The sequence below is a fragment of the Nostoc piscinale CENA21 genome (genome assembly GCF_001298445.1).
In the GTDB taxonomy this organism is placed as follows: Bacteria; Cyanobacteriota; Cyanobacteriia; order Cyanobacteriales; family Nostocaceae; genus Nostoc_B; species Nostoc_B piscinale_A.
In genome coordinates, this window is the sequence record NZ_CP012036.1 from 5,145,859 (window position 1) to 5,166,894 (window position 21,036).

General features: G+C 39.4%; 22 protein-coding genes and 4 pseudogenes. 11 read left to right on the top strand and 15 right to left on the bottom strand.

Features of this window, described 5'->3' with window-relative positions:
- Positions 1-84: 84 nt before the first annotated feature.
- Entirely contained in the window at positions 85-441 is a 357-nt protein-coding gene (locus tag ACX27_RS33000; RefSeq protein ID WP_200929842.1) for a hypothetical protein, read from the bottom strand.
- 8 nt (positions 442-449) lie between these two features.
- Complete coding sequence (locus ACX27_RS33005) at positions 450-671, bottom strand: hypothetical protein (RefSeq protein WP_200929847.1); 222 nt, start codon at positions 669-671, stop codon at positions 450-452.
- Between the two features lie 428 nt (positions 672-1,099).
- On the opposite strand from ACX27_RS33005, the gene ACX27_RS34200 reads away from it, so the two are divergent.
- Positions 1,100-1,291, top strand: a complete 192-nt coding sequence (locus tag ACX27_RS34200; protein WP_235526320.1) for a hypothetical protein — start codon at positions 1,100-1,102, stop codon at positions 1,289-1,291.
- 120 nt (positions 1,292-1,411) lie between these two features.
- On the opposite strand, the pseudogene ACX27_RS31130 reads toward ACX27_RS34200, so the two are convergent.
- Positions 1,412-2,239, bottom strand: a pseudogene (locus tag ACX27_RS31130) (ISAs1 family transposase).
- Positions 2,240-2,748: 509 nt separating this feature from the next.
- On the opposite strand from ACX27_RS31130, the pseudogene ACX27_RS34205 reads away from it, so the two are divergent.
- Both ACX27_RS34205 and ACX27_RS22020 read left to right on the top strand, forming a co-directional pair.
- Positions 2,749-3,118 (top strand): annotated as a pseudogene (locus ACX27_RS34205) (EamA family transporter).
- Positions 3,119-4,038: 920 nt separating this feature from the next.
- Positions 4,039-4,951 (top strand): annotated as a pseudogene (locus ACX27_RS22020) (polysaccharide deacetylase family protein).
- Between the two features lie 271 nt (positions 4,952-5,222).
- Here ACX27_RS22020 and ACX27_RS22025 read toward each other — a convergent pair.
- The 3 genes from ACX27_RS22025 to ACX27_RS22035 all read right to left on the bottom strand — a co-directional run bounded on the left by ACX27_RS22025 (position 5,223) and on the right by ACX27_RS22035 (position 7,540).
- Complete coding sequence (locus ACX27_RS22025; RefSeq protein ID WP_083468799.1) at positions 5,223-5,690, bottom strand: hypothetical protein; 468 nt, start codon at positions 5,688-5,690, stop codon at positions 5,223-5,225.
- Between the two features lie 204 nt (positions 5,691-5,894).
- Positions 5,895-6,467, bottom strand: a complete 573-nt coding sequence (locus ACX27_RS22030) for a Uma2 family endonuclease (protein ID WP_062295543.1) — start codon at positions 6,465-6,467, stop codon at positions 5,895-5,897.
- Positions 6,468-6,994: 527 nt separating this feature from the next.
- Entirely contained in the window at positions 6,995-7,540 is a 546-nt protein-coding gene (locus ACX27_RS22035; protein ID WP_062295545.1) for a CPBP family glutamic-type intramembrane protease, read from the bottom strand.
- Positions 7,541-7,574: 34 nt separating this feature from the next.
- On the opposite strand from ACX27_RS22035, the gene ACX27_RS22040 reads away from it, so the two are divergent.
- Positions 7,575-8,069 carry an SLATT domain-containing protein gene (locus ACX27_RS22040; protein ID WP_062295547.1) on the top strand — a complete coding sequence of 165 codons (495 nt, stop codon included), beginning with the start codon at positions 7,575-7,577 and terminating at the stop codon, positions 8,067-8,069.
- 40 nt (positions 8,070-8,109) lie between these two features.
- A complete protein-coding gene (locus ACX27_RS22045; RefSeq protein WP_062295549.1) occupies positions 8,110-8,667 on the top strand; it encodes a lecithin retinol acyltransferase family protein in 558 nt (185 codons plus the stop codon).
- A gap of 290 nt (positions 8,668-8,957) precedes the next feature.
- Here ACX27_RS22045 and aroB read toward each other — a convergent pair whose 3' ends face one another.
- Both aroB and ACX27_RS22055 read right to left on the bottom strand, forming a co-directional pair.
- Positions 8,958-10,061: a 3-dehydroquinate synthase gene (aroB, locus tag ACX27_RS22050; RefSeq protein ID WP_062295550.1), complete on the bottom strand. Its 1,104-nt coding sequence runs from the start codon at positions 10,059-10,061 to the stop codon at positions 8,958-8,960.
- A 174-nt stretch (positions 10,062-10,235) separates the two neighbouring features.
- Positions 10,236-10,952 (bottom strand): hypothetical protein, encoded by a 717-nt coding sequence (locus ACX27_RS22055; RefSeq protein ID WP_062295552.1) that lies wholly within the window; start codon positions 10,950-10,952, stop codon positions 10,236-10,238.
- A gap of 370 nt (positions 10,953-11,322) precedes the next feature.
- Between ACX27_RS22055 and ACX27_RS22060 the strand changes: the two genes are divergently transcribed.
- The 3 genes from ACX27_RS22060 to petL all read left to right on the top strand — a co-directional run bounded on the left by ACX27_RS22060 (position 11,323) and on the right by petL (position 14,021).
- Positions 11,323-12,696: a sulfatase gene (locus ACX27_RS22060; protein WP_062295554.1), complete on the top strand. Its 1,374-nt coding sequence runs from the start codon at positions 11,323-11,325 to the stop codon at positions 12,694-12,696.
- A 96-nt stretch (positions 12,697-12,792) separates the two neighbouring features.
- Complete coding sequence (locus tag ACX27_RS22065) at positions 12,793-13,773, top strand: formylglycine-generating enzyme family protein (RefSeq protein ID WP_062295556.1); 981 nt, start codon at positions 12,793-12,795, stop codon at positions 13,771-13,773.
- Positions 13,774-13,925: 152 nt separating this feature from the next.
- On the top strand, positions 13,926-14,021 hold the full coding sequence (petL, locus tag ACX27_RS22070) for a cytochrome b6-f complex subunit PetL (RefSeq protein WP_062295558.1): 96 nt from the start codon (positions 13,926-13,928) through the stop codon (positions 14,019-14,021).
- A gap of 70 nt (positions 14,022-14,091) precedes the next feature.
- Here petL and bioB read toward each other — a convergent pair whose 3' ends face one another.
- The 3 genes from bioB to ACX27_RS22085 all read right to left on the bottom strand — a co-directional run bounded on the left by bioB (position 14,092) and on the right by ACX27_RS22085 (position 17,690).
- A complete protein-coding gene (gene bioB, locus ACX27_RS22075) occupies positions 14,092-15,102 on the bottom strand; it encodes a biotin synthase BioB (RefSeq protein ID WP_062295560.1) in 1,011 nt (336 codons plus the stop codon).
- 447 nt (positions 15,103-15,549) lie between these two features.
- Positions 15,550-16,314, bottom strand: coding sequence for a WGxxGxxG-CTERM domain-containing protein (locus ACX27_RS35820; RefSeq protein ID WP_062295562.1), 765 nt, complete (start codon positions 16,312-16,314; stop codon positions 15,550-15,552).
- Positions 16,315-16,814: 500 nt separating this feature from the next.
- The gene (locus tag ACX27_RS22085; protein ID WP_062295564.1) at positions 16,815-17,690 is read right to left on the bottom strand and encodes an SDR family oxidoreductase; all 876 of its coding nucleotides are present in this window, start codon (positions 17,688-17,690) and stop codon (positions 16,815-16,817) included.
- 62 nt (positions 17,691-17,752) lie between these two features.
- On the opposite strand from ACX27_RS22085, the gene ACX27_RS22090 reads away from it, so the two are divergent.
- The 3 genes from ACX27_RS22090 to ACX27_RS32550 are packed head-to-tail and all read left to right on the top strand — an operon-like array spanning position 17,753 to position 18,899.
- Positions 17,753-18,142, top strand: coding sequence for a helix-turn-helix domain-containing protein (locus ACX27_RS22090; RefSeq protein WP_062292294.1), 390 nt, complete (start codon positions 17,753-17,755; stop codon positions 18,140-18,142).
- Between the two features lie 49 nt (positions 18,143-18,191).
- Positions 18,192-18,698, top strand: coding sequence for a transposase (locus ACX27_RS22095; RefSeq protein ID WP_144427508.1), 507 nt, complete (start codon positions 18,192-18,194; stop codon positions 18,696-18,698).
- Positions 18,699-18,749: 51 nt separating this feature from the next.
- Positions 18,750-18,899, top strand: coding sequence for a hypothetical protein (locus ACX27_RS32550; protein ID WP_158507414.1), 150 nt, complete (start codon positions 18,750-18,752; stop codon positions 18,897-18,899).
- Here ACX27_RS32550 and ACX27_RS22100 read toward each other — a convergent pair.
- The 4 genes and pseudogenes from ACX27_RS22100 to ACX27_RS31135 all read right to left on the bottom strand — a co-directional run bounded on the left by ACX27_RS22100 (position 18,883) and on the right by ACX27_RS31135 (position 21,035).
- Positions 18,883-19,371 (bottom strand): hypothetical protein, encoded by a 489-nt coding sequence (locus tag ACX27_RS22100; protein ID WP_045873784.1) that lies wholly within the window; start codon positions 19,369-19,371, stop codon positions 18,883-18,885. The two genes, ACX27_RS32550 and ACX27_RS22100, sit on opposite strands and share 17 nt — an antisense overlap.
- A 22-nt stretch (positions 19,372-19,393) precedes the next feature.
- A complete protein-coding gene (locus ACX27_RS22105; RefSeq protein ID WP_062295566.1) occupies positions 19,394-19,960 on the bottom strand; it encodes a hypothetical protein in 567 nt (188 codons plus the stop codon).
- Positions 19,961-19,964: 4 nt separating this feature from the next.
- Positions 19,965-20,807: a phage terminase large subunit family protein gene (locus ACX27_RS22110; RefSeq protein WP_062295568.1), complete on the bottom strand. Its 843-nt coding sequence runs from the start codon at positions 20,805-20,807 to the stop codon at positions 19,965-19,967.
- A gap of 10 nt (positions 20,808-20,817) precedes the next feature.
- Positions 20,818-21,035, bottom strand: a pseudogene (locus tag ACX27_RS31135) (hypothetical protein).
- Position 21,036: the final 1 nt, after the last annotated feature.

The window sequence follows — 21,036 nt, forward strand, 5'->3', positions numbered from 1 at the left end:
AAGTATGGGACAAAATCCCCACTCTGACAAAACCTTCTGCTTATTCTTAAGTATTTGAGACGGAAATACTTAATAAAATAACTTCTAATCAGGCAGAATAAATGGAATTGGTTGCCTGCTTTGTAGTGGTGGTATTGGGCTATAGTTTAATGTAATAACTGTTATACCTAAAGCTGAAAGAGCAACTACTGTAATTACTGTGAGCCATTTCATCTGTTGACGTAAATACACAATTTCTTTTCTTAGGCTATCTGCCTCTACTGAAGAATATGGTTTTCCTTGTGGAACTTCAACAACTACGTTTTTTGGTTTAATCGTTGGAGTCACAAACGCTACTTGAGTTTGTAACCAATTAGCAATTAGCAGAGGACTTTTTTTCCTAAACCAACGCCAAGCGTAAACTCTAAATATAGGCTTGGACATTCGCACAATCATTTTCATCGTTTTATTTAAAAAACGAAGACGAAACTTTTGATCAATGAGATGAGATTGACTGCACCAATATCATAAAGACAATCCAGCACAAGCTTAAGAGTTGCTTCCTCACTATTAACTAAGTTTTGTAGTAACAAACGAATATCTTGCATTCGCTCGGCTGTCAAATGCTTGTGAGTCAACTTTTCGGATGATTCTACTAATTTTCTATGATATCTTGGTGTAACTAGTGCCATTTTTATAAAATAACAATCACATCCTTTTCATAGCAGTATCTTGAGAAAGAGATACAAAAGTGCTGTTAGAGAGATACCGACTCGCTCTCAAGTAAGAGATATATTCTGTGCTGTGGCAGAAGACTTTTATGTTTTTATTTAATAAAGTGATTAATGATTTCAAACAAGCTGTTAAGAAAATATTTTTTAAATTAATAGGTAGCAAATTAGTATGCCTTCAGAGTCATCACCTAACAAACTGACACAAACGAGGAAAAAAAATCCTGATAGATGGTCAACGTCCAGTTGACTCAAGTAATATTGAAATTAAGGAAACGATTGATGTAGATGGACAGAGGCCAATTGTAAAAGCTAAAAATTATGCTGAGAAAACAATAAATATAGATGGTCAACGCCCAATTGCTAAGAGCAATCTCCAAGACCATGAGATGTTAATCGTAGACGGACAACGACCAATTGATCCTAATGATTTAGAGGTGGAGGAAATTCTTGAGATAGACGGTCAACGTCCAATTACTAAGAATAGCTTTCAAATTCAAGACACGATAGAAATAGATGGGAGTCGTCCAATTTCCGATAGTACTGTTGAAAAACAAATGCCAACAGATTATATCGACTAAAATTCCCAGCTTTTTTGGCACAATCAATTGATCAAACAAAAGCTACATCTTAGCAAATTTCTGTACGAGCCATGCTACTAAGCTAAGATGAGCTTAATTTGAGCGTAGATTTTGTTTGCTCTAGTTCCATATTCCAATTTTGGATGCGTAGACGCTTTGCGGCTTGTCCTTGGACACAGCTAATGATAAAACTCTCTCTAAATAGTTATTATTCATTGTTGCCAGAAACTGTTTATTTTTAATTCCGCGTTTGACCCGCTTTTCTTTACCTAACAGGTTTACTGCTATCTGCTTCATGAGTGCACAATTTTGTGGAGCATTATCTTTTCTAACCCGACAGTCATCTTCTTTTAAAACTACATCCAATAACGGCAGTCGCTACAACGGCGGGAACCTCCGCAACGCGCTGCCGCCCCAATGTAATGAATTTTCTATTCCCCAGAGATGGCGAACAGAGTTAGTAAATTGTTTGGCATCATTACTAATAAAATAACGAGTCTCCACTGTTGTTTTATCATCTACTTGCCGGACGGACTCTACCATCCCAATACTATGAAAGTTTGACCAAACTGAATCAGGATCAACCTAAGATTGAATTCCTGCTAACATCGCATAATTGCTGATTTCATGACCATCCTTTATCTTTTGTACTGATTTCATCCAGTTCAAGAAACATTCTTGAAATTGTTGAGGATTCAATTGTGCAAATACCCTTGCCAATGTGTCATGCGACGGGATGCCATTTGGTAGTTCTAAAAACGTTTTTAACCACTCATATTTTGTGCAGCCATACAGTTCAATTGCCACCCAACTATCTGCTCCACAAATTACTGCACAAATTGCAATGCTTAAAATATCAATTAACTTGTGTCGCTTTGTCCGCTCTACTCTTGGATCTTCCATCTGTGCAAAGTACTCAGTAATCGTGATTTTGGGCTTGAGCTTCACGCTTTTTGGGACTTTCTTCTTCTACGTTTTACAATGACTTTGCCATCAAAGCCTCATTGCTCAATCTCCATATCATCAGCGATCGCTACCTTTCTCAGTCTTTTAGTGTATATGTACTATATTTAGATGCGTTCGCTCTGAAGGGGTCGCCCATTATACCAGAGGTTGATGGGTAGGGAATTGAGGCAAAGATTCTGTAACTGAACAAATAACAATATCGTAACCGTAGAAGACGTTTTGGCTTACGTTGCAACTTGATTGCTGGACTTCTCAATTATGAACTTGCTTTGTTTTCTTGATTCGTGCAAGAGGTCTATTCAAAATAACGATCATTTTCCAGTTCTAGTCAGCCAAAATTCATATACGCTGAATGTATAATTTAGGTGTAATATCAAGTTCGGGTAATTAGTTATAATTCCGGAAATCTGTGCAGAAATGTAAACATCCCCTCCTCTGCTCCCTCTGCGATCTTAATGATAATTATTTCACCGAACACGATATAACAGCTTATGACCCCGCAAGAATTTAGTTTATTAATTGTATCAATCCTCATCAGCACAGCCGGACAATTTTTTTTGAAAATAGGCGCAAATAAACTAGGCAGAGTTAACTTAGGCAACGCAATCACTCATATCCTTGGTATTATCACAATACCAGAACTATTGATTGGATTAACTTGCTATGGTTTTGGTGCTATGTTTTATATCCTGCTACTCTCTAGAGTGAACTTGAGCGTTGCTGGCCCATCTGTATCTATAGGTTACATTTTTTTCTGTGTTGCTTGGCTATTGGATATTGAAAGAGCCTATACCTTTAATTCGCTTAGTTGGTTTAAGCTTGATTGTTGTGGGTGTAATCTTAGTTGTTTGGCGCAAATAAACTGTTTATTTAGTTGATATTTGATGGCTAAAATGAATATTTATCTGCAAAACGTACTTTTCAATACTTTTTACTTGCAGCCTAGACAAAGTATTTCAATAATTAACACAGATTCTGTATTTTATCAGTTTATTGTACGATAATAGACTAAATCGTTTTTTGATAATTATTAATAATAATCATGGATTTCTATAATTATATACATAGAATACAACAATATTAAATTTTATTTAAATTTTTTTATAAAACTTATCTTTAAACCGTAGCATTGTTGTACTAAAATGTGATTAAAATCAGGAACTAATCATATCATCTTAAATGAATAATCAAAGAGTATAGAAATTAACGGCTTAATATTGCTTGATAATGAGAAACTAGCTTTTGTTGATGACCACTATATCAATCAAAAAAAGCAAGGGAAAACTATTTTTTATGGAAAAGGTTAATTTTTTATTCAAACAAAAAGAATATTTTTTAGCAGTAAAATATACAATATTAAATGCAACCTGTATAGGACTAGTAACCTATACAAAACGTGAGTAACTATAGATAAAATTGTGTAACCGATGGTTTTTTGTTTGTATTAAGTTTTACAGGAGGCTGATTGATTTAGATAAATTGATTAGTAGCCGAATACAAGCAGACTGTTAGTACTATCAATATAGACAGTATTAATATAATGATACAAGCTAAAAAATACGTAAGTATCTCAAGTAGTTATGAGCGATCGCTCTCAGAAGGATTACTGGTAACATAACCCGCCTCATAAGCGGGAAAACCCTCAGATAAAATTCTGTAAAACTGAGGCAAATTTTCAGGATTAGTAGAAAGTAATTGGGAATCTAACTTTTAGAGAAAAGTGTGCTATAAATTACCGTCAGAACCATACACAATGGTTCGACCCTTGAAGGAGCTATGAAGTGGAAAATAATAAATCGTTACTTTGGCCACAAGGTATATTAATTGCTTTACTTGCCTTGGGTGCTACATTAAGCATTGCTATGATGATGCTTCTTAGGCCAAATGCTTCTGAAGCCCAAAGCAGCCAGAATGTAAATATCAATAATAATTTAGTTGCCAAAGTGGGTACGCAAAAGCGCATTGAAGGATTAAAAGCTGCAATGCTGACGACTTGGCAACAAGAAGCACAAGCTAAAGGTCTTGGTTATGCTTTAGCAAAACGCTTTCAAGGAGCAGTTATTAAAGAGGCTAAACTTAGTGCTAATCAAAAAGTCATTGCACTAACTTTCGATGATGGCCCTTGGCCTGAAAGTACTGCTCAAGTACTGGACATTCTCAAGCAGAATAATGTCAAAGCCACATTTTTTTGTTGTTGGTCAAAACGTCAAAAATTATCCCGACTTACTCAAGCGGGTGAGTGTGGAAGGTCATGTGGTTGCTAACCACACTTGGCATCATTGGTATCATGTCATGAATCAACAGGCAGCCGCCTATGAAATTGAGCATACAACAGACTTGATTTATAAAATTACAGGTGTCAAAACAAATTTGTTTCGCCCACCTGGAGGAATCATGCACAATGGCGTAGCCGCTTATGCTAAAAATGCAAAATATGCAGTTGTGATGTGGTCAACTGATTCTGTAGACTATTCTCAGCCTGCTGTACCCAAATTGATTGATAATGTCTTTCGACTAGCTAAACCAGGTGGGATTGTTCTGATGCACGATGGTGGTGGAAATCGCTCCCGTACTGTACAGGCTTTACCAGAAATTATTAATAGATTTCGGAAGCAAGGATACAGCTTTGTAACTGTTCCAGAACTTTTAGAAATGGAAGATAAAGCACAAAGTATAATTGCCCAGAAAAAGTAATAGTTAAGTTACTAATTAGTGATTATTAATATAGTAATCTGATTTGATTTTTAAATTACGCGTAAGGTGGTCATGTGCAGGATAAGCTTCTATTAATAGAGTGCATTGACAAATGCCCACCTTACCAATATCTAAGTTTTTTGAACAATCCAATATGAATCCTATTCTAAACCTATAGAATGCTATCGCAAAATTCAGGGACAAGGAAGAGAAAAGCTTTGTTTAGTAAACTTAAAAGGGAACAGGTAAGTTCCCATAAATAAGTTTATTTCTATCGCTTTAATTGCTCTTGCCATTCATCTAAACTGATATATTTATTCTCAATTACATCGAGAACTTCTATCAGACCATTGTTATTAAACACACGAAACCAATAAATTGTTGAATCATAGTCTGATTGGTTTTCAAATATGCGAACTGTGTAGTAAGGCTCATTAGCAGTAGGAGAGCCATCAACTACCACTCCTAATTTAATCGTCCCTTTAGAAAGTCTGACGATTTCCCTGGCTTTGCGTTGTACTTGTGGCAACTTCCAAACTAAATTCAAAGCCGTTTCTTCATCAATTTTGTTAGTCAATTCAGCAATTTTTACAATATTAGCTGGATTTAACTCAGATAATGTTTGTGCGGTAATTAACCCCGTTTTAACATCATAGTTGGAATTTTGAGAAAGAGCTACTTGGCATCCCACACTCATCAATAAAGAAGACATTATCGGTAAGCAAATGAATCTTTTCATGGAGCAATCCCTGAGTGTTATGCTGTCGTTCACTTCATGTCATATATACACTAGGGTAACAGTCATCACCTTAAATATAGGGTGATTAATCATTTCTTTTTATTGGTACTAGTAATTGTACTGAGTTTGCATATATCAGATCCCCGAATTATTTGAAAAATCGGGAATTTGGCACTTTACTAATAATTCATAACTGCAAAATAACTACTTTAACGGTATTTTTGCCTGTAAAAATACTTGCTCAACTGTAAATTCTAACCCTGGGAACAGCTCATCCTTGAGTATTTCATCCCCCATATATGTTTGTGGTGCTGCATCTGGGAAAAACACAGTAATACTTCTGGCTTTGCTATCAACTACCCACACTCGCAGCACTTTTGCATCTAAATAATCTTTGGCTTTAGCCATCATCTGACCAAAGGTTTGGCCTGGTGAAATTATTTCAATAACCAAATCTGGGGGAACTGGACATACTCCTTCTTCTTCCCAGTCTGAAGGCAAACGCTCGTTCGAGATGTATAAAATATCAGGTACAGGAACCCAATCTTTTCCTCTACGAGTTAAAGACACAGCTAATTCTGGGCATATTTCTCCATTAGTGCCACATAATTGTTCAATCAAGTTGAGCAAGACGCGAGTCAGTTTGGAGTGAAATTTTTTCGGTGACATTTTAGAAATAGCTTGACCATCCACAAGTTCATAGGTAGTATCTCCCTCACCAGAAGGAAGATGTAAAAACTCTTGTAAAGTTAATTGATGTTTGGTTTGAAGAATCATGGCGCAACCCAGCTTTTAGCTAGTTTAATTGTAATTAACCTGAGTTCGGGATAAGCAAAAACCCTAATTATATCGTTCTTGGTAAGAATAATGCTTAGTTCAGATAACATCTTGCACTTGTTTGAGTAACTTTTTTTGAGCATTGAGCTATAGGATGATATACGGAGAAATTCGGTATAATACCCGAATAAAGACGTTAAAAAAAAAGTTTTCCATATATTGTGATAATAATTGGCTGTAATACTTCATATATTAGGATTGAAAAAAAAGGATTATACAGAAACTTTCCGTATAATAATATAGTTGTTATGACGACTCAGTATAAAAATTGACATTATATGCTAAAATCTGCGAAGCGTCGTAACAACAACACTTCGTTGGAACCGACACCTCGTTAATCGCCTTCGGGCGATTGGCCGAAGGTGCAGTTCAACTCCGTCGTTATGCCGCAAGGTAACGGGAGACAAAGGTAGAGTAGTTTGCCGATATCCAATATCAAATTAAGATGAGGCTACTAGTAAAAATCCTTATTTTTCAGTAAACCCTAGTTTTGAGTATCCACCTAGTGCAAGCAACCAGCTTATAATCGTAATCCAATGAATCGTAGTAGGAGTCCAGATTGAACCAGATGTCACATATGCAAGGGTACAAGTAATTCCTAAGATTGCAGTCGAGAATAGAAAAAATTGATTGGTAAAAATCCCTAAAGCTTTCTTATAAAACAGAGTCGCGTTAAGAGGGTGACTTACCACGTAAGCAATTAAACTCGCTATACCTAAAAATAATTGAGTTGTTATTGGAGCATAGCTATTTTTTTCAGGGAGTAATAGAACACGAAATATGAGTTCTTCAGCAAAACAAGGAAAAAGAAAACGGTTAACTAAAATACTAATAACTTCTGTAGCTGACAACTGTGGTATTTTCAGTTCCAGAAATCTATACCAGAGTCCTAAAGGTAAGCAGGTCACTATGATGATCACTACTAAAATTATTGCTACTATCCAATCTTTCATAGTCGGAAGAGTTAGCACGGCTGAAATGACTTTCTCGTAGATTTGAATTAAAAATTCCATTGATCTGACTTTAAAGGTTTATAGAGTTGAGAAAATGAATAGTTCTTTGAAAGATAAACTTCTAGACAACCTGAAGCACTTAGCAAAAGATTCTTTAACACAAAGTGAAGCTTATAATTACATGGCAAACTTTTGGACAAATTGGTATTTATACATAGGCATATTGAACACTTGTATTGCTTCAGTAGCAAGTATCTCAGCTTTGTTAGAGGCTCTTGGTCGTCTTCCTGCTGCAATATTGACGGCATCTGTAGCCATTTTATCTGCAATAACAACATTCTTAAATCCTGCTGATAGAGCTTCTCAACATAAAAAAGCTAAGGATAGATTTATTGCTATTAATATAGAGGCTCGTAAAATTGCCATTGATGCTTATTCAGGGGATTCTGATGAGTTCTTAAAGCAGCTTAAAGACAAAGTGGATACATTGTCAGTAAGTATGGTTGAAGCATTGCAAACTAGTCCTCAGGTACCTGAATGGGTTTGTAGAATTGCCGAAAAAAGAGCTGAAAGAAAGTTCAAATTTTGAAAAATTAAATGATTCAATTAACAAGTTTTGAGGAGGGAAAATGGCAAGACAAGAACTGAATAGAGGTGATCACATTTATGTAAAAACTAAAATTCCAGGAGTTAGCCATCATGGAATTTATTGTGGCAATGGGTATGCCATTCATTTTGATGGTCATACTAAAACTATTAAGAAAAGTAATTTAAGTGATTTCACTAAACCTTTCGATATTTCTTGTATCAAAATTGTTGATTATCGTGATCCTTTGAGATTTCTTGCTCCCCTTAAAATCTTTAATAGTTTCCTTAAATCTCGTGCCTTAAAGTCTGATGCCGATACTGTGATAGAACGAGCAGAGACCTTAGTGGGTAAATCACAGTATGACCTTGGGAGACGGAACTGTGAGCATTTTGCAGTATGGTGCAAAACTGGTCGTTGGGTAAGTAGTCAAATCGATAATGTAATGATCAAAGTTTTCTCAAGGATCATTCTGGGCGGTTTAGCGATAGCAACTGTTCCTTGGCCAGTCAATTTATTTATTGGTGTGATCCTCGGCGGTTTAGCCATTGTTCCTCTGCAAGCTGCTTTAAGAAAATCGAGTAAGCCACCGGAGGCTTGAGGCTCTAAAGGACATCATCCATGTATAAACCTTTTAAGAAAAGCAAATATATAAAACAGTTGCAGATACGGATTCATTGTATTTACTGCGGTTGAACGGCATAACAACTGCGATGCAGTAGATTGAAAAAAAAATTGGTGCTGAGTTGAATATCTTTGCAACCGCTAATCGCAACCGTTGGTGAGGAGCGTAATCAAAGGGTATCTGTGATATGCGATCACGCGCGGAAAGCTTTTTGTTTTTCCTCGCTATTGGTATGGGGTAAAGCACCTAAATCTCATATAGGTTAATTAGCTCATCCATTGCATTCCTTGTAATACTTGCTGAATGACATCTGCTGGTACTTGGTCGGTGACTGTGACTACACCAACTTGAGTCGGTAACACAAACCGCACTTTACCTGCTTTGACTTTTTTATCTAGTTGCAGTGCATCGATAATTGCAGCAATATCTACACCCGCAGGTAATTTTGTGGGTAAACCTGCTTTTTGAATGATGGCGTTTTGTCGGTCAGTTTCGGCTTGTTGCCACATACCCAAATTGACAGCAATTTGTCCAGCCGCTACCATACCGATCGCAACTGCTTCGCCATGATTCACTAATCGATAACCTGTCAAGCTTTCAATAGCATGACCGATGGTGTGTCCATAATTGAGAATTGCCCTGAGTCCGCCTTCTTTCTCATCTTTGCCAACAACATCGGCTTTAGCTTGGCAAGAACGAGTTAATATTTCACTCAACAATTCCGGCTTCATGTAACGGAGTTGATTGAGATGTTTACTGGCTTCCATTTGGGTAAATAATTCCGCATCCCAAATCACGCCATACTTAATCACTTCTGCCATACCTGCACGAAACTCACGCACAGGTAAAGTTTTTAACACTTCTGGGTCAATTAAAACTAAACGCGGCTGATGAAATGCGCCAATTAAGTTTTTACCATTGGGATGATTTACGCCTGTTTTGCCGCCAATAGCAGAGTCTACCATTGCTAACAAAGTAGTAGGCACTTGGACAACGTTAATTCCCCGCAGCCAAGTTGCAGCTGCAAAACCAGTCATATCACCAATTACGCCTCCCCCCAAAGCTACCATTGTGGAGGAACGTTCCAGGCGATTTTCTAAGGCAACATCATAGAGTTTTTGGATAGAATTGAGGGTTTTGTAGCGTTCCCCGGCTGGTAAGCAATAACTCACTACGTTAAATCCTGCCGATTTGAGTGATGCGATCGCTCTTTCGCCATAATGTTTGAAAATAACAGGATTAGAAACTAAAACTACTTTCTGCCCTAGCTTGAGATTGGCCAGACTTTGACCAAGTTGATCTAAACTTGCAGGTGCGATCGCAATCTCATAAGACTGCTGCGGTAAATTAACGTTAATGGTAGAAGTCATTGCCCAACCCTAAAAAGCGCCCGTGGGCTTGTATTTTAGCGCAATCTAGTAACAAATGAGAGATAGAGGAACCAAGGAAGCACAGGAAGGCTGCGTTGTATGGCACGGAAAAATACACACTTTCGTCCAATCAGTGGCGAATTAATTTTGTATGTGATGATTACAATATGAGACTTAGCTTTGTTTGATTCTCGTCTTAAGAAAGACACCACTACCAAAAATCACAACCAACAATGCTGATGTGAAGTTAGGCTCAGGAACTGTAGTTAGGCGAAAATTATCAAATGTCAAAGCTCCACCATCTGGATTTGTCCCATCATCAACTTGCAAACGAAAACCTAAAGACGAAAATCCATTACTGATAGCATTATTGAAAATTGAAGTGACATCAAAACTTAGAGTGTCTCCCACTGCTAAGTTTGCCGTACTGAAAGTTCTCACAGTTCCAATAGATGGGGCTTGATAATCATAGAGGTTTTCAGCATTGTTGCCAATGTAGCTGAGAACCTTAATATTTCCCGTAAAAGGAAAATCATTTTGACCAGAAAACAGTCCGCCTGCCTGAAAAACATTAAAACTGACTGTCGCTAATGATGTAGTAGACAAGCCTGCAAGATTGTATTCAGAAAGACCACGAATATCTTCGTTGTAATAGTTACCAACTTCATTTTTACCGAGAGGATTCCCAAATGGATTGTTAGTGCTGGAGCTAAAGTAAACACCATATCCGTTGGGATCAGGGCCACTAGAGACAGAAAATGCTAGTCCTGGAGTAACTGTTGCAGCTTTAACTGGAGAGGGTGAGGTAAGAGAAAAAGTGGCAGTTGCCGCTAATGCTGCCACTCCACTAGCGATCGCAGATACTATTTTGGTTTGAGTTAAAGCTTTCATAAGCGGAACTTTAATAGGTAAATGATTGAGTCAATATTCCATCCTTGGTAAAAACTACCATTTATAATACTGCTTGTCTACCGATAAACCGTAAAAATAATTTTTCTGATAGTTAGCAATCTCCCTAGCAAACACAGTGTTCATAATCAATTCTGACAATCCAAGTGCTTGACTTTGTTTTAATGCCCGTGTGATACTCCTAGCTATAATACTAACCCGGTATATCAATCAAATTACCGTAGATAACTCTCCAACGAACTCTATACTTCCCACGCTGATGAAAGAGTTGATTGGGAGTGATTTTGCTATGTGCATATTTTTATGCCTCATCGAATTCAGATAGTTTCTATGCTTGAAAGGAGATTAACCAATGACACAGCATACATATAGCAGCATGAATCGTCGTAAGTTTTTAGGTATGACGGCTGCTAGTACTCTGATGGCTACAGCCGGTGCGAATTTATTCTCAAGAGCGACAGCTCAATCTCGTCGCCCGAATGTAGTGTTTATTTTAGTTGATGACATGGGCTGGGGTGACCTGAGCATTTATGGACGCACAGATTATGCAACTCCCAATATAGATAGGCTGGCACAACAGGGAGTACGCTTCACTAATGCCTATGCGAATCAAACAGTCTGTACTCCTACACGGATAGCTTTCTACACAGGACGTTATCAAGCTCGACTACCTGTTGGATTGAGAGAACCCCTGGCTAATATTTCGCAAGCTGATCCTAACGTCGGATTACCACCCAGTCATCCAACCATTGCCTCACTACTGAAAGCCAATGGTTATGAAACTGCCTTAGTTGGTAAATGGCATTGTGGTTATCCACCTAACTTTGGGCCTCTCAGAAGTGGCTTTGACGAGTATTTTGGCAACTTAAGCGGTGGCATTGATTACTTTAACCATAGAGACGGTAGCCGTGTACTAGATTTTTATGAAGGTAATTTGCTTGTAGATCGTCCTGGGTATGCTACAGACTTGTACACAGACAAAGCCGTCGAATTTATTCAACGTCCGCGCTCCCGCCCGTTTTATCTAAGTCTGCATTACAATGCGCCCCATTGGCCTTGGGAAGGGCCAGAAGATGAAGAATTGAGCCGCAATTTTTATAACACGAATGGTTACACAGCGGGAGGCTCACAAGCTATTTATGCTGCTATGGTGAAGAACTTAGATGACGGCGTAGGAAGAGTATTGCAGGCATTGGAGACAACCGGACAGGCTAATAACACCTTAGTAATTTTTGCCAGTGATAATGGTGGCGAACGATACTCTTTCTTTGGGCCATTCCGGGGTAGAAAGGGTAGTTTATACGAAGGTGGCATCCGAGTACCTACGATCATTCGCTATCCTGGGGTGACTCAAACTAATCAAGTTAGTAACCAAGTAATTATCACCTTTGATTTAACTGCAACCATTCTTGCTGCTACTAATACAAAGTTCCATCCAGACTATCCACCAGATGGTCAAAATTTACTTCCTTTGCTGCGGGGTGAACGCAGTGAGTTCTCTCGAACCCTATTTTGGCGTTATGGGGCGGGGTTAGCAACAAGGCAAACAGCTGTGCGAAGCGGTGATTGGAAGTATTGGAGACAGGGAAATCAAGAGGCTTTATTCAATTTAGCAACTGACCCAGGTGAAACAACAGACCTCAAGGCTAGTAATGCACAGGTATTTACACGACTACGCAACCAATTTCAACATTGGGAATTACAAATGTTGCCTTATGGAGCTTAAGTTTTAAGAAATAGTAGAGAAAGATCCGTTTTTCTTATGTTTATAGCCTCTACTCCCTTTTTCAAGTTTGGGTTAATTACGTTTAGATAGCTGTTCATGAAACAACGCAGACAAACTGAGGTAGCCATTGCTAAATCAACTCCTAAATCTCCCAGAAAAGCACCGGATAAAGAGATGGTATGGATTCCGGGTGGAACATTTACAATGGGATCTGATGATCATTACCCAGAAGAAGCGCCTACCCGGCCTGTTACTGTCACTGGATTCTGGATGGATAAATATGCCGTGACAAATAAACAGTTTCAGCGATTTGTCAAGGCTACTAAATATATTACTGTTGCCGAGCGATCGCCAAATCCACAAGATTATCCAGGAGCGTTACCAGAGTTGCTAGTTCCTGGATCGTTAGTGTTTCAGCAACCGCTTCACCCAGTTGATCTACAATCCTGTGGCTGGTGGAATTATGTTCCTGGTGCAAACTGGAGACATCCCGAAGGGCCTGGTAGTTCAATTAAAGGACGGGAAAACTGTCCAGTTGTACATATTGCTTATGAGGATGCTGAAGCATATGCCAAATGGGCTGGTAAAGTATTACCCACCGAAGCACAATGGGAGTTTGCAGCCCGTGGTGGTTTAGAGGGTGCTATTTATGTTTGGGGTAATGAGTTTTCCTCCAACAAGTTACCAACTAATATCTGGCATGGGGAATTTCCTTGGCAAAACTTAAAATCTCACCCACCCCGTCCTGAATCCGTTGGTTCTTATCCTCCTAATAACTATGGTTTGTATGAAATGACGGGTAATGTTTGGGAATGGACAATGGATTGGTATCGATCGCCACCTCTGCCATCTAAACCAAAAGCTTGTTGTATTCCAGTAAATCCCAGAGGTGGGACTTCAGAAGAAAGCTATGATCCCAACTTCCCAGAAATCCGCATTCCTAGAAAAGTTTTGAAAGGTGGGTCGTTTCTTTGTGCTGCGAATTATTGCTTTCGCTATCGTCCCGCAGCTCGTCACGCAGAAACAGTAGATACTTCAACGTGCCATATTGGATTTCGTTGTGTATTATCCAATTAAGCGTCTACAAGTCGGGAAACCCGCAGTTTGCGCTGGCTCTCCCGGCGGCCTCAATATACAAATTAAATGCTTAACAGCTTAGTAGCCATTGATCAATGACCAATAACTAATGGTTCAATAGAATTAGTGAAGTATTGTGGAGAAGCATTAAAATGTTTGCAGTAGTTGCTTACATCGGTTTTTTGGCTTTATTTACTGCGATCGCAGCAGGTTTATTATTCGGTCTACGTTCTGCTAAAATCCTCTAAAAATTAAGGGTATGGGGGTGTAAGGGTAGAACTGAGGCAGAATTCCCTTACACCCTTAAACCCTCTTTATTTATCCCACAGTCGCAGGACTAGCCACCTGATTTGCTCTTTGGACAGGTGGACGCATTTCTAAGCCCAGCAAGTTCAACATTTCTTGGTCAGCATCATAATCTGGACAAGGTGTGGTGACAGTCAGCATTTTATTATCGTCGCTGGAAAAGATAGAATTAGCTCCTGCCATAAAGCAAAAAGCTTGTTCAACTTGAGAGAGTCTGGCGCGACCTGCACTCAAACGCACATCAGAAGTTGGCATCACAATACGTGCTGTAGCAATCATCCGCACTACATCCCAAATGGGGACATCTGGTTGATTTTCTAAGGGTGTACCTTCAACTTGGGAAAGAATGTTAATCGGGACTGACTCTGGATGTGGGTTGAGATTTGCCAAAGTACATAACATGGATACACGGTCTTCGGCAGTTTCACCCAAGCCCAAGATGCCACCAGAGCAGACAGTCACATTAGTTTGACGGACTTTCTCAATTGTATTCAGGCGATCGCTATAAGTCCTTGTGGTAATAATTGTGCTGTAATAGTCTTCTGAGGTATCTAAGTTATGGTTGTAAGCATACAATCCGGCTGTTTCTAATCGCTTGGCTTGGTCGGCTGTTAACATCCCCAGAGTGCAGCACACTTCTAAACCCATATCAGTCACTTCTTTGACCATTTCCAATACTTTTTCAAACTGAGAGTTATCCCGCACTTCTCGCCAAGCAGCACCCATACAAACACGACTGACACCTTTTTGCTTGGCTGTTTGGGCAATATTTACTACTGTTTCTTTGTCCAAAAGTGCTTGTGGTTTTACTTCTGTTTTGTAATGAGAAGACTGAGCGCAGTAGCCACAATCTTCAGGACAACCGCCTGTTTTAATGGAGATCAGTTTACAGACCTGTATTTTTTTTGGGTCATGATATTGGCGATGTACACTAGCAGCTTGATAAACAAGCTCTAGCAATGGCATGTTGTAAATCTGCTGAATTTCAGTTTCCTGCCAATCGTAGCGTATTCCCACCGACATTCAATAAATCCTTCTTGTTGACTGGATTGATTAATATCTGTCTTGTTGCTGGATCTGTTGAAGTACTGCTTTCAATCCCAAGGCCGTAGACATTAGACATCAGCTTATCAAGATTTTGCTTGGATGGCAGATGAATACATCAAGAATAATTAAAGAAGAATTCAGGATTTATACCAATTCACAATTCGCAATTCGCAATGACGCTCGCAGGCTCGCTACCGCTACGCTAACGCAATTAAAAAACTTAGATACAGCAAAGCTTTTAGGGTTTACATCTGTATCAAATTTTTCGTGAAATGGTATTAGCATTCAGAATCAGAATAGGCTCTATAGCTAAAATTGAGACTGTAAATATACTAAGAACATAAAACCCCGACTTTTTTTAAAAGTCGGGGTTATGGAATCTGGAAATTTGAATTGTTCGAGTTAGCTATAAGGTGAAGCTATCTAATATCTAGAGCCAGAACGTACTTCATTAGGATCGCGGTATGCTGTGGGTTCTTGGCGCTTACGTGCTAAACCCGCTAAACCTGCTAGACCAAGTAAACCTAACCAACCCCAATTGGAATTGCGATCGCCCCTCACATCGCTAGTTCCTTGGTAAGATGTAGTACCTGTATTGTTGGTTGTTCCTGTGTCTGTTCCTGTAGTGCCGGAACCTGTACCATAAGTACCCGTAGTGCCTGAGCCTGAGCCAGTTCCAGTGGTTCCAGTACCTGTACCATAAGTGCCTGTAGTGCCTGAGCCAGTTCCAGTGGTTCCAGTACCTGTACCATAAGTGCCTGTAGTGCCTGAGCCAGTTCCGGTGGTTCCAGTGCCTGTACCATAAGTGCCTGTAGTGCCTGTACCGTCAGTACCTGTAGTACCTGAGCCAGTTCCAGTGGTTCCAGTGCCTGTACCATAAGTACCCGTAGTGCCTGAGCCAGTTCCAGTGGTTCCAGTGCCTGTACCATAAGTACCTGTAGTGCCAGCGCCTGTTCCGTCAGTACCTGTAGTACCAGTTCCTGTTGTTCCTGTAGTGCCTGTGCCGGTTCCTGTCGTTCCGGTGCCTGTAGTACCTGTAGTGCCTGTACTGGTTCCAGTTCCGCTACTTCCTGCACTACCTGTACCACTGCCTCCTGTTTGAGCATAAATAGGCGTGGATAGTGAAACTGCACAACTGATAGCGAATAGACTCACTAAAACAGACTTGGACAAATTAAGAGATTTCATGCGTTTAATTCCTTGTTGTCTCGAAATATTCTTGCTTGTTAACTTTCTCAACTCCTAGGCTAGGTATTGCTTAATTTTACGAATCTAAACTGATGCTAAATATGTAAAAATCAAACTTATTTTCATCAGCTACAAACTAGTTTTATCCCTAGGTATAAAGTACGTTAAAACCATTTATTTGCTTTTTCAGTCATACAAATCCAACTATCAAAACTTGAGTAATAAACATTATTTTGTTACTTTTCCAAAGCATCAATTATTTATGAGCATTTTGTTATTGGCTTACACAAAAAAAATGTCAAACTATAGAATGCTTTGGAATAATTAAATTGTTGCAAACAGGTAAGTACGTAACCTCTTTCCTAAGATATAAGTTGAAATGAGTAAAATAACAGCAAAATGGAGGATTAAATTTTTAATCCTCCACCTCAAATTGACTAATTAATTTATTCAAAGGGTTGAATTTATTAACAATAATTTGGTTAGTTAGCTAAGTTCAGCTATTCGTACTGAGCAATTATCTGTAATTCTTCTTTGATAGATAAAGGTTGATATCCTAAACTGAAAGCTTTAGAACTATCTAAAGAAACATCTGCTGGTCTGGGTGCAGACATTTTTACATCTTGTTGTTGGCAGCTTTTGATGCCCGTAGACGGTAGTTTTAATACTTCTACTAATAACTTCCCAAAGTCATAACGTGAAATTCGCTCTTTACCTCCTAGGTGAATGATGCCATTCACTTTTTGTACAGCTAACAATAGCCCTTTAGCGGCTGTTGTCGCACTGGCTGGTGTACGAAATTCATCAATAAATAAATTTAATTCTTTTTCTTCTTTTAAAGTTTTAATAAATGGTTGAATAAAACTTTGGGCTGTGGGTGTGGCGCTACCAAACATTAATGGCATTCGGCAAACTGCGGTCATGGGATATCGCTCTAACATACCCATTTCAGCCATGACTTTTTGTTCACCATAAATATTGATGGGGCATACTGGTGAAGCCTCATGATAAGGAGCATTTAAGCCGTTAAAGACTTGATCTGTGGATGTAAACGCGCAAGGAACCGAATAATCTGCACAGAGTCCAGCAATGTTGCAAGATGCTATGACATTGATGAGGTGTGATTCTTGAGGATGAATTTGGCAAAAATTTGGTTGTGAGTGGGCAGCTGTATGAATAACTGCGGTGGGATTAATTGTTTTAAATAGTTTTTTTAATTCTTGAAAGTCTGTTAAATCGACTTTTACCATTTTGATTCCCGGAATCTCTAGCAAATGAGAGTTATAAGTACCATAAACTTCCCATTCTTGTTTTGCTAGTTGGCAAAGATGCCATCCTAAAAAGCCACTGGCTCCGGTAATCAATAATTTTTTCATATATTACAGCACTTTGCGTAACAGTTAGGCACAATATTTAAGAAGATAAAGTAAAAAATAAGATGAAACCATACTCAATAGATTTAAGAGAGAAAATAATTAGTGTTTACGAAGCAGGAAATACATCAATTAGGAAAGTAGCAGCAAGATTCAAGGTAAGTAAAAATACAGTGCAAGGATTGGTAAAGCAAAAACGGGAACAAGGAACGTTACAGCCAAGACCAGCAACGGGAGGAAAAGCAAGTCAACTGTCTGGTTATGAACACCAGATAGAGGAAATGGTGGCGGAATTTCCAGATTATACCCTAGCCGAATATTGTGAATATTGGGGAGAAAAAACAGGAGTCAGATTGAGTGAGAGTGCAATGTGCAGATTTCTCCAAAAACAAGAATTGACAGTCAAAAAAAACACTCAAAAGCAGCCAAGGTCACAGAGAAACAACACAAAATAAACGGTTAGAGTATTGGGAAATTATCCGGGATGTATTTGTAGATGACTTGGTGTTCCTGGACGAAATGGGAATATTGCTAGGGTTAATGCGGGAACTGGGCAGAAGTAAAAAAGGAACGCGGGTGTATGATGTCAAGCCATTTTATCGTGGAAGTCGGGTAACTGTCGTCGGGGCAATCAGCCACAAGTCCATCCTAGCAATGAAGACATTAGACAAATCTATGACGGGTGATGACTTCAAACAATTTATTCAAGAAGAACTATTGCCTCAATTATGGCCCGGAGCAGTAGTAGTAATGGATAATTTGAGGGCACACAAGATCAAAGGTATCAAGGAGATGATAGAGTCCGTCGGTGCCAGAGTCGTTTACTTATCACCTTATTCCCCAGAATTTAATCCCATCGAACATTTATGGTGGCAACTCAAGGCATTTATCAGAAAGTTTTCTCCACATAATAAATTTGCCGTCGAACAACTCTTAGCTCTTGGAGTACTTTTATGCTCCAGTCAGCAACTTCAAAACTATTTTTCTCACTGCTGCTACTGTACCAGTTAGTCTCGCAAAGTGCTGTATTATTCACGCTAGGTGCAGCAGTGGAAACAACTGTTGGCGATAAAAATTGAAGCTTTTGTGCCAATGCCACAGCATTACGCCAGTTATAAAACTGCAAATATCCTGGTTGCAAGATATCTGCAATCCACACCAGCAGTACGAACCAAAAAAATTGCCTTTACCCACATTATTCCAACTGCTTAACCACAGGCAGGGCAAAAGAAGGAACTTCTTTGGGTACAACTTCAATCTTCTTCCCAGCTGCATATCCTGGCCCGGTGTAACTGCCATTAAGGAGAAAATTCAACAGCATTATTAACAACCACACTCCTACGGCAGCGACACCCACAGGAGATTTAATTACATCAGATAAAAAATATACTGGATACCAGCCAAATCTCCAGGGATTTTGTGGATGCAACCTATGTGCTTTCCAAGTCTCAATATAGGGAATTTCGATCTGAGGAACTCTCGGCTTATAAGCAGTAGGTGCATTGATATACCTAACTTCTACAGGTTGAGTATCATAAGTTGTCATAGGAGAAACGCTAGGTTGCTGATTTACCATTCCTCCTTGCTGTACCTGCTGCAACATATTTTGCAACCGATTGGCAGGTACAATTGCTCCACCTTCAGAATAATCAACATCAAAATTACGGCGTTGATTTCTACTCATAATATGACCTCAAATTAACTAACTAGCTGGCGGGTTTATTATTTATTTGGGAGTTAGTATCTTCCCAAAAATCTTCATCTTGAAGTTGGGCGTAAAACTCTTCTGGAGATAAGATTCCAGGTTGATTTTGCACTCCATCTTCAACAAACTGACTACTATCTATTCGCCCTAATCCAGAAACAGCAGAACGAGGAGAAAATTGAACGACATTTTTAGCAGAAAACTCATTATTAAATCTCATCCCAGGAGGCGAAACTGGGGGAGGTAAGGAAGGCTGAATATCAGTATTATAAACACCAACATGAAGTTGTTGATTGCCAGAATTGCCCAAGTTATCAGACACTACATCTGTTTCTTCAACTGCATTGTTATAGTCAGAAATTCCCCAACTCAAGAAACAAGCAAACCCAGCCAGAAATATAACTGCACTCATCCAATGCACTTCTGAATTGGGAGATGGCATCATCTCAACCGTTGTCCGAGTTGAACCTTCCAGGGTAGTACGAATAGGGGTACGTTTGACTGCCGCTACAACATTGAGCGAACACAAAGCTATGCAAATTATCGCAGCAGCAAACTTGACATACATGACATCACTCCCCTGATTTATTAACAGGCTTTCTATTAGGAATTGGATTAGGTAATTGCTTCTTCATTTGTTGGAGATATATTCGCCTTTGCTCCTCTTTTTGGCGTATTTTCTCGCGGATGTCTGCCACCTGTGCCATCTGCTCTACTGGGTCTAAATACCCCCGCGCCCGTAACAGCTGCGCCTGTGCAAGCGAGTATGGTTCTTGAGCATTCCTAATCTGAATTAGCATTTGATTCAGATCGACCGATGGTTGAGATTCCAAGTTTTGAGCGTAATCAATCGCCTCTAATTTACCCAAGATCAAAATAGCAGCAGCCCCAGTTGGTATCTTCTCCTCAACTTTTGTACCATCGGTTTTGCGGTATCCCCAATAAAAACTATTATTTCCAGAAGCCGCTTCTAGTAAAACATCCAGCGAGTTGAATTTAACTATCTCCAGTGCCGGCATATAGTGCAGGCGGTAAAATCCAGATTTCTCATTAGCTTGCATTCTGGATATTTCACCCCGCAATTGCTGTCCCCACAATGCCGCCGCTAACTGTCGCCAGCCTGTAAGAGTAGGCGCACCTTCTACCGAGGAGTAACTGGATAGATGGTCTATATTGTAGTCAGTACGGGAAAGCTTTTCTAAGTACACTTCTCGAATTTGGGCAACTTGCGCCTTTACTTGCTGTACCTCCGATATCTGATTACCTGGAATTTGTTGCTTCCATCCAACCATTAATGCAACTGCCCCAATAACAGACAGCGCACTAACAGTCGAACAAACCGTCCACAGGGTGACATTTACCTTTTGTCTTCTTCGATTTGGTTGTTTATTTCGCACAGGTGTAGGAGTAAACATAATTTACCCCTCACGTATTATCAACAACCAACTGCAACTGAGGGCGCTTGTTTAACTCGCGCGCGATCGCAATTCCCGCACCACCCACAACTATTCCGGTTAGTAGCAACAGAGGGTGCAAGGCAAGCGTGCCCCCACTCCCAAAAGTTGTCCTACCATCCCGGAAACACCCAAGTTCATTAACAAACCACCCGCAGTATTAACCAAAAAGTCAAATGCTGCACTCATA

Coding starts and splice junctions, on each gene's coding strand:
- ACX27_RS33000 (WP_200929842.1), bottom strand. CDS start 441: ATGAAAATGATTGTGCGAATGTCCAAGCCTATATTTAGAGTTTACGCT.
- ACX27_RS33005 (WP_200929847.1), bottom strand. CDS start 671: ATGGCACTAGTTACACCAAGATATCATAGAAAATTAGTAGAATCATCC.
- ACX27_RS34200 (WP_235526320.1), top strand. CDS start 1,100: ATGTTAATCGTAGACGGACAACGACCAATTGATCCTAATGATTTAGAG.
- ACX27_RS22025 (WP_083468799.1), bottom strand. CDS start 5,690: ATGAAAAGATTCATTTGCTTACCGATAATGTCTTCTTTATTGATGAGT.
- ACX27_RS22030 (WP_062295543.1), bottom strand. CDS start 6,467: ATGATTCTTCAAACCAAACATCAATTAACTTTACAAGAGTTTTTACAT.
- ACX27_RS22035 (WP_062295545.1), bottom strand. CDS start 7,540: ATGGAATTTTTAATTCAAATCTACGAGAAAGTCATTTCAGCCGTGCTA.
- ACX27_RS22040 (WP_062295547.1), top strand. CDS start 7,575: ATGAATAGTTCTTTGAAAGATAAACTTCTAGACAACCTGAAGCACTTA.
- ACX27_RS22045 (WP_062295549.1), top strand. CDS start 8,110: ATGGCAAGACAAGAACTGAATAGAGGTGATCACATTTATGTAAAAACT.
- aroB (WP_062295550.1), bottom strand. CDS start 10,061: ATGACTTCTACCATTAACGTTAATTTACCGCAGCAGTCTTATGAGATT.
- ACX27_RS22055 (WP_062295552.1), bottom strand. CDS start 10,952: ATGAAAGCTTTAACTCAAACCAAAATAGTATCTGCGATCGCTAGTGGA.
- ACX27_RS22060 (WP_062295554.1), top strand. CDS start 11,323: ATGACACAGCATACATATAGCAGCATGAATCGTCGTAAGTTTTTAGGT.
- ACX27_RS22065 (WP_062295556.1), top strand. CDS start 12,793: ATGAAACAACGCAGACAAACTGAGGTAGCCATTGCTAAATCAACTCCT.
- petL (WP_062295558.1), top strand. CDS start 13,926: ATGTTTGCAGTAGTTGCTTACATCGGTTTTTTGGCTTTATTTACTGCG.
- bioB (WP_062295560.1), bottom strand. CDS start 15,102: ATGTCGGTGGGAATACGCTACGATTGGCAGGAAACTGAAATTCAGCAG.
- ACX27_RS35820 (WP_062295562.1), bottom strand. CDS start 16,314: ATGAAATCTCTTAATTTGTCCAAGTCTGTTTTAGTGAGTCTATTCGCT.
- ACX27_RS22085 (WP_062295564.1), bottom strand. CDS start 17,690: ATGAAAAAATTATTGATTACCGGAGCCAGTGGCTTTTTAGGATGGCAT.
- ACX27_RS22090 (WP_062292294.1), top strand. CDS start 17,753: ATGAAACCATACTCAATAGATTTAAGAGAGAAAATAATTAGTGTTTAC.
- ACX27_RS22100 (WP_045873784.1), bottom strand. CDS start 19,371: ATGAGTAGAAATCAACGCCGTAATTTTGATGTTGATTATTCTGAAGGT.
- ACX27_RS22105 (WP_062295566.1), bottom strand. CDS start 19,960: ATGTATGTCAAGTTTGCTGCTGCGATAATTTGCATAGCTTTGTGTTCG.
- ACX27_RS22110 (WP_062295568.1), bottom strand. CDS start 20,807: ATGTTTACTCCTACACCTGTGCGAAATAAACAACCAAATCGAAGAAGA.